The sequence below is a fragment of the Mesorhizobium sp. WSM3866 genome, assembly GCF_002294795.1.
GTDB lineage: Bacteria > Pseudomonadota > Alphaproteobacteria > Rhizobiales > Rhizobiaceae > Mesorhizobium.
On record NZ_NSGC01000013.1, the window covers coordinates 35,693 to 50,207 of the forward strand.

Genomic DNA, 14,515 nt, shown 5'->3' on the forward strand with positions numbered 1-14,515 from the left:
TGAGGTCCGCCTCCTTTCGTTCGAGACTCCGTTGATCATGCACTGCTGGATTTCAGACGCCGCCGGCTTATGAAAACCGATTCAGGCGTAGATGTAACCGCCTGAGACGATTACGTTTTCACCGGTCATATAGGTGTTCTTCGGGCCGCCGGTCATGAGCACCCACTCGGCGATCTCGGTCGGCTCGGCGCCGCGGCCGAGCGGGCTTGCCTTGGTCAATTCCTCGAGAAAACCGAGCGCCTTGGCCTTCTCGGTGGCCATGCCGGCGGGCGCGACGGAATTCACCAAAATCCCGTCCTTGGCGACGTGATGGGCAAAGGAGCGCGTGAGGCTGACGACGGCGGCCTTGGTCGCCGCATAATGGGCGTTCTGCGGATGCGCCTTGAAGGCGTCGACGGAAGTGAGGTTTACGATCCTTCCACGCACATGCGCTTTTGGCTCTTGCGACTGCATGTGGCGAACTGCCGCCACCATCATGTGGTACGTGCCCTTGATGTTGATGCCGTTGGAGGCGTCCCACTCGGCGTCGGTGATCTCGAGGAGCGGACGCCGAGGATAGATCGCGGCGCAATTGATCAGCGTGTCGACGCGCCCGAGCTTCGCGACAATGGCGTCGAAGGCGGCGTGACACTGCGGTCCGACCTGGATGTCGCAAGCTGCGGCAGCCGTGGGCAGGCCCTTGGCTTTCGCCGCGTCGAGAGCGCTCTCAGCGGCTTCCTGGTTGATGTCGATGATGGCGATCTTTGCCGCCCCGGCCTCCACAGCCATGCGGGCGAGAAGGGCGCCAAGGCCGGCGCCGCCGCCGACGATCAGAACGGAAAGATCCTTCATCGCAGTTTTCCTTACTTGGTGCCGCTGGGCGAGGTCGGCCAGGTCGGCATGATGTCGAAACGGGTAACGTCGGCCCATGCGGGGAGCGCCAGCACAGCGACGACCATCCTGCCCACGTCGTCCGGCTGCACTACTTTTCCGGCGTACATCGCCGCCCGGGCGTCGGCGTCGAGGATGCCTTTGTAGAGCTGCGTCTCGACGCGACCGGCGACGATCTCGGTGACGCGTATGCCGGACGGCGAGAGGTCGGCGCGCAAGGCAGCGGCAAAGCCGGAGATCGCCGCCTTGGTGGCCGAATAGACGGCGATGTTGGAATAGGCCGCGTGGCCGGCGGTGGAGCCGGTGAACAAGATGTGGCCGGACTGGCGCTCGCGCATCTGCGGCACGACGAGGCGGGTGAGCAGGATCGCCGCGCTGAGGTTCACCTCCAACGTGGTGTCGATGTCTGCGATCGTCATGTCGGCGAAATTGCCGAGCGGCGGCATGATGCCGGCGTTGTTGATCAGCACATCGATGGTGAGATCGGCCAGGACCGATTCCAAAGCCTCGCGGTCGGTAACGTCAACGGCGATCGGCAGGATGCCAGGACGCTCGGCCTGCAGTTCTATCAGCGCCGCCTGGCTGCGACCGACCGCATAGACGTCGTAGCCGGCGTCGCTCAACGCGATGGCGATGGCTCGCCCAATGCCGCTCGTCGCACCTGTGATGAAGGCTGTCGTCACGTGGGCTTCCCCTATTGCCTGATCTTAGTCTGCGGCCTCGACCGGTGCCGCGAAACCAAGAAAAGCAGCAAAAAGGAAAGATAAACTTTCGAGAGCCTTTCCGGCAGCTCAAACGTTCCACGCTGCCTGCGCGGCCTCCAACGCTGCGAACCAAAGGAAAACAATCCCGTCGGCGCGCGGGAGAGGGTTTCCGGTCGCCGGTGGAACAAAAACACGGCTTTCGCAACGCGCGGCAAGTCGCATTCGGTGCTCACGCGAAGGATCGAACCCGTCCCGGCCTTAACCGGCCGTTGGCGCTGGCCTTTTCATTTTGGTGAAGAGCGAGGCTGCGGCGGCCTTTTGCTCCGCGTCGGTCGCCTCGACTCCGGAAGCCCGCGCGAGGGCGCGAACGCGCCCGAGGCTGTTGTGCAGATGCTTGCGCATGGCCTGGCGGGCCTTGCCGCCATCCTGTCTTTCGATGGCATGGACGATGGCTTTGTGCTCGCTGTGGATGCGCGCGTAATAGCTGTCCTTCAGGGCCGGCTCGACGACGTAGCCGAGTTGGAAGCGCGGCACGATCATCGGCCCGAGATAGGCCAGGAAGCCATGGATGAATTCGTTGCGCGCGGCCTTGGCGATCGCGAGGTGGAAATCGTAGTCGTAGTGGATCTGGACCGCTGCCGGGTCGGCCTGCTGCGCGTCGATGTCATCCATCATGGCACGGATGTCGCTCGCCTCCTTGTCGGTGCGGCGTTCGGCGCAGAGCCCGGCGGATTCGACTTCGACGCTCAACCTGAGTTCGAGCAAGGCGATGGTTTCCGGCAAGGTTCTCAGCGCCTCGTCCGGGATCGAGAAATTGCGCGGCACGGGCGTTTCGCTGACGAACATGCCGCGTCCCTGCTGCGGCACCACCATCCCCTCGGAGCGCAGCCGCGCCACGGCTTCGCGCACGACGGTGCGGCTGACATCGTATTCGGCGCAAAGCTCCGCCTCGGTCGGCAGTTGCGCGCCGGGCTGCAACTCACCGGAGCGGATTTTTTCTGCCAGGCTCTCCGCCACGACGGTGGAAAGCGGCTTGCGCTTCGTCATTCAGGCCTTCCGTTCAAGTCCAGATTGGGGCCGTTCAGGTTCAGATTCGGGATGATGCCCGAACCGGCGAGACCATTCAAACCGCCGCGGTGACGATCAGTTCGACCAGCATGCCGGGCCTGGCCATCCGCCCCTCGCCGGAACAGCGTGCCGGCGCATGCTCTTTCGGCATCCAGGCGTCCCAGACCGCATTGACCTCGTCGAAATCCCGCACGTCGTCCAGCCACATCTGGACGTGGAGGATGCGGGTCTTGTCGGTGCCTGCCGTGGCGAGTAGCGCATCGATCTTGGCGAGCACCTCGCGCATCTGGTCGGCCGCCGGTTGGCCCGGCCTGGCAACCTGGCCGGTCAGGTAGAGCGTGCCGTTGTGGATGACGCCATGATGGATGCGGGTGTCGAAGTCGAAGCGCTGGATATCGCCCACTGGATTCTTCCTCGTCAGATTGCCGGTGTCTGCCGGATGGGATTGCCCTGCAGGTACTGCGCGTACGGCGCCTGGACGAGCCAGCCGGCATCGACGGGCAGCGTGACGCCGGTGATCGACGCGGCACGGTCGGAGCAGAGGAACAGCGCCGCCTCGGCGATATCGCGCGGCTGGACGAAGCGGCGCAGCGCGGTGGTGGCCTGAATCGCTTCCGGGTTGCGTTCGCCCTTGGCGATCCTGGCCTTCAGTCCGTCGGAGAGGGTATAGCCCGGCGCTACGGCGTTCACACGGACTCCATGCGGGCCGAGTTCGGCAGCCAGGATCTGGGTGAGCGCCAGCACCGCATGCTTTCCGGGCGTGTAGGCCGGAAGCGACAGCGGCGCGAAGGAGGCGAGCGAGCCGACATTGAGGATCGCGCCGCGTCCGGCGGCCGACATCAGCCGGCCGAACAACTGGCAGCCAAGCAGCGTGCCGCGATAGTTGATCCGCCACATCTGCTCGTCTTCGGTGAGGTCCTGGTCGAGCACATGCTTGCCGCTCTGCAGGATGCCGGCGCAGTTGACCACGACATGAGGGGTGCCGAACGCATTGCTGACGTCTTGCGCCAGCGCCTCGACGGAAGCGGGATCGCCGACATCGGTCTGGACAAACACGGCGCGTGGGGCGCCGGCGCTCTCGCAGGCCTCGGCGGCTTCCTTGCCGCGGCTCGCGTCCCGGCCTGCGACGACCACCTGGTAGCCTTCCTCGGCGAAGCGCTCCGCAATAGCGCGGCCGATCCCGGACGTGCCGCCGATGACGACCGCGGTCGAAGCCTCAGCCATTGTGGCGCTCCTTTCGCTCGATGTCGAAGAATGCGGCCATGGCCTCGACCTGGAAGTCCATCATCGGGCGTCCGGGCTGGATGCGGCAGCCGATCTCTTTCGCCGCCTTGAGCAGGGCCGTTTCGGCCGGCTTCATGATGATGTCGACCACGGTCATCTCCGGCGTCAGCTTGTTCACATCCATCGGCAGCGGATCGCCGGCCTTCAGCCCGGAGGGCGTCGCGTTGATCGCCATGTCCATTCCGGACGGATCGGGTTCGCCGACCTCGATGTGGCAATCGGGGAACGACCTGCTGACCAGCGAAGCGAGCTTTTGCGCGCGTTCCCTGTCGATGTCGGCGAGGCGGATCTCCGTCGCGCCTTCCTCGGCGAGGCAGTAGGTCAGCGATGCGCCCGCACCGCCTGCGCCGACCTGGAGGATGCGCCGGCCGGCGATCCGGTGTCCGCCGGCCTTCAAGCCGTCGATGAAGCCGACGCCGTCGAAATTGTCGGCATACCAGGTGCCGCCCGCCTGCCGGCGCACGGAATTCGCGCTTTGCACGCGCGCGGCGCGATCGTGGGCGGCGGCGCATTTGTGGTAGACCGGGACCTTATAGGGCACCGAGATGATCACGCCGCGGATGTTCTCCGCCGCCGTGATGCCGGCCCAGAAAGTATCGAAGTCTTCCGGACGGCAGCTCAGCGGCACCATCAGGCTGTCGAGCCCCTTCTGCTCGAAGATCTCGTTGAAGATGCCAGGGCTTTTCGCGTGGCCCACGGGATGGGCCAGCATGACGAAGACATCGGCCTTGCCGGTTCCGCGCATCGGTTATTCCTTTCCGTTTGACAGTTCATGATCGCTCAGGACCTCGAGAGCCCGGACGAGCGACGAGTGGTCTGCTTCCGCGCCGCCCGGGCGGGCCGCACAGGCATTCATCAGTTGCTGCGCCAGCGCCGTGCTCGGCAGGGCGGCTCCAAGCGCGCGGGCGCTTTCGAGCGCGAGGTTGAGATCTTTCTGGTGCAAGCGGATGCGGAAGCCCGGCTCGAAGGTGCGGGCGATCATGCGCTCGCCATGCACTTCGAGCACGCGGGACGAGGCGAAGCCGCCCATCAGCGCGCTTCGCACCTTCGCCGGATCGCAGCCCGCTTTGCTGGCAAAAACAAGCGCTTCGGCGACGGCTTCGATGTTGAGCGCGACGATGATCTGGTTGGCTATCTTGCAGGTCTGGCCGGCGCCGTTCTTCGCGCCGATCAGGGTGATGTTCTTGCCGAGCTTCTCGAAGATGGGCAGCGCACGCTCGAATTCGGCAGCCGACCCGCCGACCATGATGGTGAGACTCGCCCCTTTTGCGCCGACCTCGCCGCCGGAGACGGGTGCGTCGAGGAAGCCGCCTCCCGCTTCCCTGAACTTCGCCGCGAATTCCGCGGTGGCGATCGGGCTGATCGAGCTCATGTCGATGACCAGCTTGCCGGCTGAAATCCCTTCGAGCACGCCACCCGGCCCGAGCAGGACGCGCTCCACGTCGGGCGTATCGGGCAGCATGGTGATGATGATTTCGCAAACCCGCGCCACTTCCGCCGGGGAAGCCAGCACCGACGCTTTCAGATCGGCAGGCAGAGGAGAGCGATTGAGCACCGTGACGATCTCGTGCCCGGCATCGGCGAGATGCCGCGCCATGGGCGCGCCCATGACGCCAAGTCCGATGAAGCCGATTTTCATGCGCAACTCCCGTGCTCGCCAGAGCGTCTTGCAGCTCAACGGAGGCGTATGATATAGGACATCATACGAATTTCAATGCCTCTTCCACTGGAGACCGATCGCAAATGCAAGAGCGCGTCAATTCGCTGAAGGCGGCCGTCAGGGCTGGCCGGCCTCATATCGGCATCTGGTGCTCGCTGGCTTCAGCGCTGACCACAGAAGTGGTGGCTGGTTCCGGAGCGGGCTGGCTGCTGATCGACGGCGAGCACAGCCCTAACGATCTGCGCAGCATCATGGCGCAGCTTCAGGTCGCGGCGGCATTTCCGTGCGAGGCGGTGGTGCGCCTGCCGTCCGACGATCCCACCCTGATGAAGCAGGCTCTGGATGTCGGTGCCCGCAGCCTGATGATTCCGAATGTGCGCACGCCGGACCAGGCGCGCGCAATCGTCGCGGCGATGACCTATGCTCCGGGCGGCTTCCGCGGCTTCTCGGTCGGCCATCGCGCCAACGCCTTCGGCCGTATCGCCGGGTATCATGCGAAGGCGCGCGAGCAGCAGTTGTTGGCGGTGCAGATCGAGGACGCGGCCGGCGTCGCCGATGCGGCTGAGATCGCAGCGGTGGATGGCGTGGACGTTCTGTTTGTCGGGCCCGGCGATCTTTCCATGAATATGGGCGCGATGGGCAATCCCGGCGCTGCGCATGTGCAGGAGGCGATCGCTTCCGTGCGCAAGGCCACGGCCGCGGCAGGCAAGGCGAGCGGGATTTTGGCTCCCGTGAAGGCCGATGCCGACCGCTATCTCGCCGAAGGATTCACCATGGTTGCCGTCGGTTCCGACCTCGGCCTGTTGGCGCGGGGCTCGGACGCCCTGATTGCGTCCTTCAACCGCTAGACTCGGGAGACGGCCGTGGCGATCCCCCCTTACAAAGCACCCTCGCGCTACGCCTACGACATCGTCATCGTCGGCGGTGCCGTCATCGGCTCTTCGACGGCTTACTGGCTGAGCCAGGCGCTGGGCAGTGGCGCCTCGATCCTCGTGGTCGAGCGCGACTCCAGCTACGAATTCTCCTCGACGGCGCTCTCCACCAGCGCCATCCGCCAGCAATACTCCAATCCGATCAATGTGAAGATCAGCCAGTTCGGCATCGAGATCATCCGCGGTTTCCAGGAGCGGATGGCGCCTTTCTACACGAACGAGCCGGCGCCCGATCTCGGCTTCAAGGAGCACGGATATCTCTATTGCTGCTCGCCGGAAGGCGTGGAGGCGGCCAAGGAGCGGGTCGAGCTGCAGCGCAGCCTCGGCGCCCACACCGTCTTTCTCGAGCCGGGTCCGCTGAAGGAACGCTTCCCCTGGCTGAATGTCGACGACCTCGGCGGCGGTTCGTGGGGTGCGCGCGAAGAGGGCTGGTTCGATTCCATGGGCATGTTGAACGGCTTCCGCCGCGCCGCCCGCGCCAGCGGGGTCGAGTACATCGACAATGCCGTGACCGGACTGGATGTCGTCGATGGGCGGGTTGTCTCCGCTCGGCTGGCGACCGGCGAGACAGTCGCTTGCGGAACCCTGGTCAACGCCGCCGGCCCGCGAGCGCAGCAGGTCGCTGCCATGGCCGGCCTTTCCATCCCGGTAGCCCCCTACAAGCGCTACAGCTTCGTCTTCGCCAGCGCCAACCCGATCCCTGGGCGAATGCCCAACGTCATCGACCTTTCCGGCACTTTCGTGCGCCCGGAAGGCGAGCTCTTCCTTACCGGCAACACGCCGCAGGGCGACGGGCCGGCCGATTACGACGATTTCGTAATGCATTTCGAAGAGTTCGACGACTATATCTGGTCGGCGCTGTGGCACCGCATTCCGGCCTTCGACGCGCTCAAGGTCCAGACCAGTTGGACCGGCCACTACGAATACAACATGCTCGACCACAACGGCATCGTCGGCTTTCACCCGGAGGTGAAGAACTTCATGTTCGCCAACGGCTTCTCAGGGCACGGCCTGCAGCAGTCGCCGGCGGTCGGCCGGGGGGTGTCGGAGCTCATCGTGCACGGCGCCTTCCAGACGCTGGACCTTTCACCGTTCTGTTACGAGCGCATCCCGCGCAATGAACCGTTCCTGGAAGAAGCGGTGATCTGAACGGTTCGGGAGAATTTCACTCGGCGGCCTGAACGTGCCGGGCGTCGATGATCGCCCTTATCTCCGAGCGGCACGACCCGCAGTTGGTTCCGGCGCGCAGCGTCGAGCCGATCGCCTCCAGACTGTCGCAGCCCGCAGCGACCGCCGAAGCGAGCTGGTTGGCGCCGACGTGGAAGCATGAGCACACGATCCGCCCGATGGCGGGCATCGGCGCTGGTGAACGCCCGGAAAGAAGCGCATGGCGATCGGCTGGCGACAGCGGCTGGCGGGTGGCCAGCAGCGAGACCAGCCAGTCCCGCGTCGGCAACTGGTCTGGAGCGGCGACCAGCACGGCCTCAGCCATGGCTCCGCCTTCGTCGATCGCAGCGGCGCGATAAGCGAGCCCGCGGCGATCGGTGTATTCGAGCAGTTGATCCTGCCGTTGAACGCCGAGCAGCTTGCGCGCCAGAAGAATGCCCTGGTCCGGCGGCTCGGTCCCCGTCAGTTCGTAGACCCAGCCGCCTTCGACCGTGTAGCGGCTCCAGTGGACGAAACCGGTCGGCCTGAGATCGCGCCGCGTGATGAGCACGCCGGCCCATCCAGTGTTTTCGCGCACGATTCTGGCTGGGACATGCTTCAGTTCTGGCTGGCCGGAATGCGGGTCGGTGACAGGCGAGGACAGCAGGCCGGCGGCGGCCCTGGCCGCGAACTGGCCGCTCCAATGCATCGGCATGAAGGCATGGCCGCGCCGCTGCGCGTTGGCCACACGTACTCTCGCGCGCACGAAGCCGAAGCGCGTCGACAGATGGGCAAGGTCGCCATCCTTGAGCTGGTGCGCGGCCGCATCCGCCGGATTGAGGTCGACCGCCGGTTCCGGCGTGTTGGCCATCAGGCGCGGCACGGTGCCGGTACGCGTCATGGTGTGCCATTGGTCGCGCAGCCGGCCCGTGTTCAGCGCAAGCGGATAGTCCGCATCGACTGTAAACGCCGTCGCCTCCTGCCGCACCGGCACGAAACGCGCACGGCCGTCCGGTGTCGGGAAACGACCGTCCGCAAACAATCTCGTCTGGTACTCGCGCGATTCTGGTGCCGGCCAGTGGCGCGGCGCGAAGCCGGCATAGCCCGCATCGCTGAGGTCCATCAGGCCGCCCAGATCGAACAAGCGCCCCCCATTGTTCTCGAAAGCCGAGAGCGCGGCATGCTCGCGGAAGATTTCGGCCGGCGTCTGGTAGGCAAAAGCATCGCCGAAGCCCATGCGCGCGGCGACCTCGCAGATGATTCGCCAATCGGCTTTCACGTCGCCCGGCGACCGCATGAACGGCCGCTGACGCGAGAGGCGCCGTTCCGAATTTGTGACCGTGCCGTCCTTCTCGCCCCAGGCAGCGGCGGGCAGCAGCACGTCGGCATAGCGCGTGGTGTCGGTGCGGGTCACATCCGAAACCGCGACGAAATCGCATTTGGACAGGGCGGCGCGCACGCGCGACGCGTCCGGCATGCTCACCGCGGGATTAGTGCCCATGATCCACAGCGCCTTGATGCGGCCGTCGGCAACCGCCTGGAACATGTCCACGGCCTTCAGCCCGCCGCGTCGCGCGATTCCGGGCGCCTTCCAGAAGCGGGAGACCCGCTCGACAGCGGCCTGATCCGCGAAGTCCATGTGCGCGGCAAGTTGGTTGGCGAGGCCCCCCACCTCGCGGCCGCCCATGGCGTTCGGCTGGCCCGTGACCGAGAACGGCCCCATGCCTGGCTTGCCAATGCGGCCGGTGGCGAGGTGGCAGTTGAGGATGGCGCTGACCTTGTCGGTTCCATGTGCCGACTGGTTGACGCCCTGGCTGTAGACGGTGACCGTCCGTTCGGTGCCGGCGAAGATCTCATAAAAGGCCTGGACATCCGTGGCCACCAGCCCGCAGCCTTTTGCGACGCGCGCGACCGACGGCGCATCGGCACCGGCCAGCGCGGCAGCGGCTTCGAAGCCCGATGTGCTGGTGCGGATGAAATCCGCGTCGATCTTTCCGCTCTGGACGAGATGCGCCAGAAGGCCGTTGAACAAGAGCACGTCCGTGCCCGGATCAAGCGCCAGGTGCAGGTCGCATTCGTCGGCCGTGGCGGTGCGGCGCGGATCGATGACGACGATCCTGGTTCCGCGTTCGCGCTGCGCCGCGAGCATGCGCTGGTAGAGCACGGGGTGGCACCATGCGGTGTTGGAGCCGGTGAGCACGATCAGATCGGCGTGCTCGAAATCCTCATAGACACCGGGAACGATGTCCTCGCCGAAAGCGCGGCGGTGGCCGGCGACCGACGACGCCATACACAGCCGCGAATTGGTATCGATATTGCCCGAGCCGATGAAGCCTTTCATCAGCTTGTTGGCGACGTAGTAATCTTCGGTAAGCAACTGGCCGGAGACATAGAAGGCGACCGAGTCCGGCCCATGCTCGGCAATCGCGTCCGAGAATTTCGCGGCGACGAGGTCGAGCGCTTCGTCCCAACTCGTCTGCCTGCCTTGGATTTCCGGCTGAAGCAAGCGGCCATCGAGGCCGAGCGTCTCGGCAAGCGCGGCACCCTTAGAGCAAAGGCGGCCGAAATTGGCCGGGTGCTCGGGATCGCCGCGGACGGTTGCCTTGCCACCCGCGGCGATCTCGGCCACCACGCCGCACCCCACCCCACAATAGGGGCAGGTGGTCCTCACCTCGCGTGCTTCTTCCATGGCTCAGGCCGCTTTCGAGGCCAACGCTTCGAGCGCAATGAACAGCCGTTCGCCTTCGATCCTGACCGGGATCGTCCTAACCGAGCCTTCGTCGGCGCCGAGCGCCTTGCCGGTCTCCAGCGAGATCACCCAATTGTGCAGCGGGCAGGTCACCGCCGCGCCATGGACGATGCCCTGGCTGAGCGGCCCGCCTTTGTGCGGGCAATGGTCTTCGATGGCGAAGACCTTGTCATCCGCGGTGCGGAAAACAGCGATCTTGCCTTGCGGGGTGGCCACGCAACGCGCGCCGCGGCGAGGGACGTCGGAAACGGAGCCGATTGCGATCCAGTTCATTGGGACACTCCCGTGTTTGCTTGATAGGCGAGCGTCCAGGATGGCGCGAACTTCTCCATCACTCGGCCGCCTCGGCGAACCCGACCGAGGCCAGCGGCCGGAACTCGTGCTTGTCCTTGCCGGAGACGCGTTCGGACCACGGGTCGACCTGAGCGAATTTCTGCGAAAAGACGAAGCGCTCGAAGTAAGCGCGGCGCTTCTCCACGTCATCCAGGACCTGCTTTTTGATCTCGGCGGTACCGACGCGCTTGGCCCATTTGTAGATGCGCTCGAGGTAGCGGGCCTGCTCGCGATACATCTGGACGAGCGCCACGATCACCTCCAGCGCTTCGTCCTCGGTCTTCACCAGGCCGAGCACTTCGGTGCCCTTGATGTCGAGGCCGGCGGCGCCAGCGAAGTGGATCTCGTAGCCAGAGTCGACGCAGACCACGCCGACATCCTTGCAGGTCGCTTCCGCGCAATTGCGCGGGCATCCCGAGACCGCCATCTTCACCTTGGCCGGGGTCCAGGAACCCCACATGAACTTCTCGATGCGGATGCCCAGCCCCGTCGAATCCTGCGTGCCGAAACGGCACCAGTCGGAGCCGACGCAGGTCTTCACCGTGCGCAGGCCCTTGGCATAGGCATGACCCGAGACGAAGCCGGCCTTGCCGAGATCGGCCCATACCGCAGGCAGGTCCTCCTTGCGGATGCCAAGCATGTCGATGCGCTGGCCGCCGGTCACCTTCACGGTCGGAATGTCGAACTTATCGACCACGTCGGCGATGGCGCGCAATTCGCTCGCGCTGGTGACGCCGCCCCACATGCGCGGCACGACCGAATAGGTGCCGTCCTTCTGGATATTGGCGTGCACACGCTCGTTGATGAAGCGCGACTGATAGTCGTCGGCATATTGGTCCGGCCAATCGCAGACCAGATAGTAGTTGAGCGCGGGCCGGCACTTCGCGCAGCCGCAGGAGGTCTTCCATTCGAGCTCCTGCATGATGGCCGGTATCGTTTTCAACCTCTTCGCCTTGATCAGGCGCCGCACGTCGTCATGACCGAGGCTCGTGCAGCCGCACATGGGCTGCACGGCCGCCGGATTGTAGGCCTCGCCCAGCGTGAGTTTCAGGAGTTGTTCGACGAGACCCGTGCACGAGCCGCACGAAGCCGAGGCCTTGGTGTGGGCGCGCACGTCGTCGAGCCCGGTCAGCCCTTTGCCGGTGATCGCGCCGGTGATCTTTCCCTTGCAGACGCCGTTGCAGCCGCAGATTTCCGCATCATCCGCCAGTGCCGCAACGGCCGCCAAAGGGTCCGAGGAAGCGCCTGCCTGGAATGCCTGGCCGAAGATCAGCGTGTCGCGCATCTCCGAGATGTCGGTCGCCTTCTTCTTCAAATCGTTGAACCAGGCGCCGTCGCCGGTCTCGCCGAACAGTACCGTGCCGATGATGCGGTTGTCCTGCAGCACGACCCGCTTGTAGATGCCGGCCGATGCGTCGCGCAGGATGATCTCCTCGCGGTCGTCGCCGTCGGCAAAGTCGCCGAGCGAATAAAGGTCGATGCCGGTGACCTTGAGCTTGGTCGGCGTGTCGGAATGGACGAAGCGCCTGTCCTCGCCGTTCGCCAGCCCGGCTGCCGCCACTCGGGCCATCTCGTAGAGGGGCGCGACCAACCCGTAGACATGGCCGCCGACCTCGGCGCATTCGCCGAGCGCCATGATCGCCGGATCGGATGTCTGCATGCGGTCGTCGACGACGATGCCGCGATTGACTTCCAGCCCTGCGTCCTTGGCCAGCGCGATATTCGGGCGGATGCCGACCGCCATCACGACCAGCGTCGCCGGAATGATCGTGCCGTCCATGAGTTCGACGCCCTTGACCTTGCCATTGCCGACAATGGCCTTGGTGTTGGCCTTGGTCATGACCTTGATGCCGCGCGCCTCGACGGCCTTCTGCAGCAGGTAGCCGGCAGCCGGATCGAGCTGGCGCTCCATCAGTGTCGGCATGACGTGCAGGACGGTCACGTCCATGCCGCGCTCTTTAAGCCCGGCCGCCGCTTCAAGGCCGAGCAAGCCGCCGCCGATGACGATCGCCTTGGCGCGCGACTGCGCGGCAAGCAGCATGGCGTTGACGTCGTCGAGATCGCGGTAGCTGAGCACGCCCGGCAAGTCCTTGCCCGGCACCGGGATGATGAACGGCACCGAGCCGGTGGCGATGATCAGCCTGTCGTAGCCTTCGGTCACGCCGTGGTCCGAGGTGACGGTCCTCGCGTCGCGGTCGATGGCGACGATCCTGTGGCCCTTGTAGAGGGTGATGCCGTGCTTGATGTACCAGCCGTCGCCATGGATGACGATTTCCTCGAACTCCTTCTCGCCCGAAAGCACCGGCGACAGCATGATGCGGTCGTAATTCACGCGCGGCTCGGCGTTGAAGATCGTGACGGCGTAGCGGTCGGGTGCGGCTTCCAGCAGGTGCTCGAGCATCCTGCCGGGGGCCATGCCGTTGCCGATGATGACGAGTTTCTCGCTCATGTCCGGTCAGCTCCGATCTATTCGGCGGCGTAGGTGAGGGGCGCGGGCTTTACGGCGGCCGCGCGCTCCATCCGGCGGATGGTGGCGTGCATCCAGAGAAGGCACGAGACCACGATGACGAAGAGCAGCATGAAGCAGCTCGACCAGACGCCGGTGAGGTCGTTCAGCGCGCCGAAGGCGATCGGCAGGATGAAGCCGCCGAGGCCGCCGATCATGCCCACCACCCCGCCGACCGCGCCGACGCTCTGCGGGTAGTAGACGGGGATGTGCTTGTAGACGGCGGCCTTGCCGAGGCTCATGAAGAAGCCGAGCACGCAGGCGACGGCCATGAAGGCGAGCGGGCCGATCTCGACATGGAACGGGATCGGCCCGCTGATACCGCGCACGACGTAATCTGCCGAGGGGAGAGACAGAACGAGGGTCGCGACGGCAGATACGGCGAAGGTCCAATAGAGCACGGTACGGGCGCCGATGCGGTCGGAAAGCACGCCGCCATAAGCGCGGAAAATGCTTGCGGGGATTGAATAGGCGGCGCCGATCATGCCGGCGGTGGCGATGCCGAAGCCATAGACGCCGATCAGATAGCGCGGCAGCCAAAGCGACAGCGCCACGAACGCACCGAAGGAGAAGAAGTAGTAGAAGGCGAAGCGCCAGACCTGCAGGTTCTTCAGCGGCGCGAATTCCTGCCAGAAGCTTCTCGCCGGTACTGCCTTACCGGCACGGCGCTCGCGGATAACCGGATCGTCGCTGGTCATGAACCAGAACACGCCGGCCATGACAACCAGCGCCGCGGCCCAGATCAGCGCGACCGACTGCCAGCCCCAGGCAATCAGTACGAGCGGCGCCAGGAACTTGGTGACCGCAGCGCCGACATTGCCAACGCCGAAGATGCCGAGAGCCGTGCCTTGTTTGCGCGCGGGGAAGAAGCGCGAGACATAGGCGACGCCGACCGCGAAGGAGCCGCCGGCAAGCCCGACGCCGAGCGCCGCGACCAGCATCTGCTCATAGGTATGTGCAAAGGCGAGCAGGAAGGTCGCGACCGCCGCCGCGAGCATGGTCATGGTGTAGACCAGCCGGCCGCCGTAGCGGTCGGTCCAGACGCCGAGCACCATGCGCACGAGCGAGCCGGTGAGGATCGGCGTGCCGACCAGCAGTCCGAACTCGGTCTCGTTCAAGCCGAGCTCCTGCTTTATGCGCACGCCGATGATGGAGAAGATCGTCCACACCGCGAAGCAGACGGTGAAGGCGATGGTGGAGATGACGAGCGCCTGCCGGGAGCTACTGTCCTGGCTGGGCGCGGCTTGGAGGTTTGCGGTCATG

General features: G+C 65.3%; 13 protein-coding genes. 2 read left to right on the forward strand and 11 right to left on the reverse strand.

The window, feature by feature from the left end; all coding sequences use genetic code 11:
- Window positions 1-81 precede the first annotated feature (81 nt).
- From CK222_RS25145 to CK222_RS25175, 7 genes are all read right to left on the reverse strand, one after another.
- On the reverse strand, window positions 82-831 hold the full coding sequence (locus CK222_RS25145) for an SDR family oxidoreductase (protein WP_095802281.1): 750 nt from the start codon (window positions 829-831) through the stop codon (window positions 82-84).
- A gap of 11 nt (window positions 832-842) precedes the next feature.
- Window positions 843-1,553, reverse strand: a complete 711-nt coding sequence (locus CK222_RS25150) for an SDR family oxidoreductase (RefSeq protein ID WP_095802282.1) — start codon at window positions 1,551-1,553, stop codon at window positions 843-845.
- A gap of 279 nt (window positions 1,554-1,832) precedes the next feature.
- Window positions 1,833-2,621 (reverse strand): FadR/GntR family transcriptional regulator, encoded by a 789-nt coding sequence (locus CK222_RS25155; protein ID WP_164747247.1) that lies wholly within the window; start codon window positions 2,619-2,621, stop codon window positions 1,833-1,835.
- 76 nt (window positions 2,622-2,697) lie between these two features.
- The gene (locus CK222_RS25160) at window positions 2,698-3,045 is read right to left on the reverse strand and encodes a RidA family protein (RefSeq protein ID WP_095802283.1); all 348 of its coding nucleotides are present in this window, start codon (window positions 3,043-3,045) and stop codon (window positions 2,698-2,700) included.
- 14 nt (window positions 3,046-3,059) lie between these two features.
- Entirely contained in the window at window positions 3,060-3,866 is an 807-nt protein-coding gene (locus CK222_RS25165; protein WP_095802284.1) for an SDR family oxidoreductase, read from the reverse strand.
- On the reverse strand, window positions 3,859-4,671 hold the full coding sequence (locus tag CK222_RS25170; protein WP_095802285.1) for a shikimate dehydrogenase: 813 nt from the start codon (window positions 4,669-4,671) through the stop codon (window positions 3,859-3,861). Before CK222_RS25170 ends, CK222_RS25165 begins: the two co-directional genes overlap by 8 nt.
- A gap of 3 nt (window positions 4,672-4,674) precedes the next feature.
- A complete protein-coding gene (locus tag CK222_RS25175; protein ID WP_095802286.1) occupies window positions 4,675-5,565 on the reverse strand; it encodes a 2-hydroxy-3-oxopropionate reductase in 891 nt (296 codons plus the stop codon).
- 104 nt (window positions 5,566-5,669) lie between these two features.
- Here CK222_RS25175 and CK222_RS25180 point away from each other — a divergent pair, with 104 nt between their 5' ends.
- Both CK222_RS25180 and CK222_RS25185 read left to right on the forward strand, forming a co-directional pair.
- The gene (locus tag CK222_RS25180) at window positions 5,670-6,434 is read left to right on the forward strand and encodes an HpcH/HpaI aldolase/citrate lyase family protein (RefSeq protein WP_095802287.1); all 765 of its coding nucleotides are present in this window, start codon (window positions 5,670-5,672) and stop codon (window positions 6,432-6,434) included.
- A 15-nt stretch (window positions 6,435-6,449) separates the two neighbouring features.
- A complete protein-coding gene (locus CK222_RS25185) occupies window positions 6,450-7,667 on the forward strand; it encodes an FAD-dependent oxidoreductase (RefSeq protein ID WP_095802288.1) in 1,218 nt (405 codons plus the stop codon).
- Window positions 7,668-7,683: 16 nt separating this feature from the next.
- On the opposite strand, the gene CK222_RS25190 is transcribed toward CK222_RS25185, so the two are convergent.
- From CK222_RS25190 to CK222_RS25205, 4 genes are read right to left on the reverse strand one after another with little or no spacing between them, the layout of a single operon-like run.
- Window positions 7,684-10,353 (reverse strand): nitrate reductase, encoded by a 2,670-nt coding sequence (locus CK222_RS25190; RefSeq protein WP_095802289.1) that lies wholly within the window; start codon window positions 10,351-10,353, stop codon window positions 7,684-7,686.
- Between the two features lie 3 nt (window positions 10,354-10,356).
- The gene (gene nirD / locus CK222_RS25195; protein ID WP_095802290.1) at window positions 10,357-10,686 is read right to left on the reverse strand and encodes a nitrite reductase small subunit NirD; all 330 of its coding nucleotides are present in this window, start codon (window positions 10,684-10,686) and stop codon (window positions 10,357-10,359) included.
- A 58-nt stretch (window positions 10,687-10,744) separates the two neighbouring features.
- On the reverse strand, window positions 10,745-13,195 hold the full coding sequence (gene nirB, locus CK222_RS25200; RefSeq protein WP_095802291.1) for a nitrite reductase large subunit NirB: 2,451 nt from the start codon (window positions 13,193-13,195) through the stop codon (window positions 10,745-10,747).
- 17 nt (window positions 13,196-13,212) lie between these two features.
- Window positions 13,213-14,514 carry a nitrate/nitrite transporter gene (locus CK222_RS25205; RefSeq protein WP_095802292.1) on the reverse strand — a complete coding sequence of 434 codons (1,302 nt, stop codon included), beginning with the start codon at window positions 14,512-14,514 and terminating at the stop codon, window positions 13,213-13,215.
- Window position 14,515 lies beyond the last annotated feature (1 nt).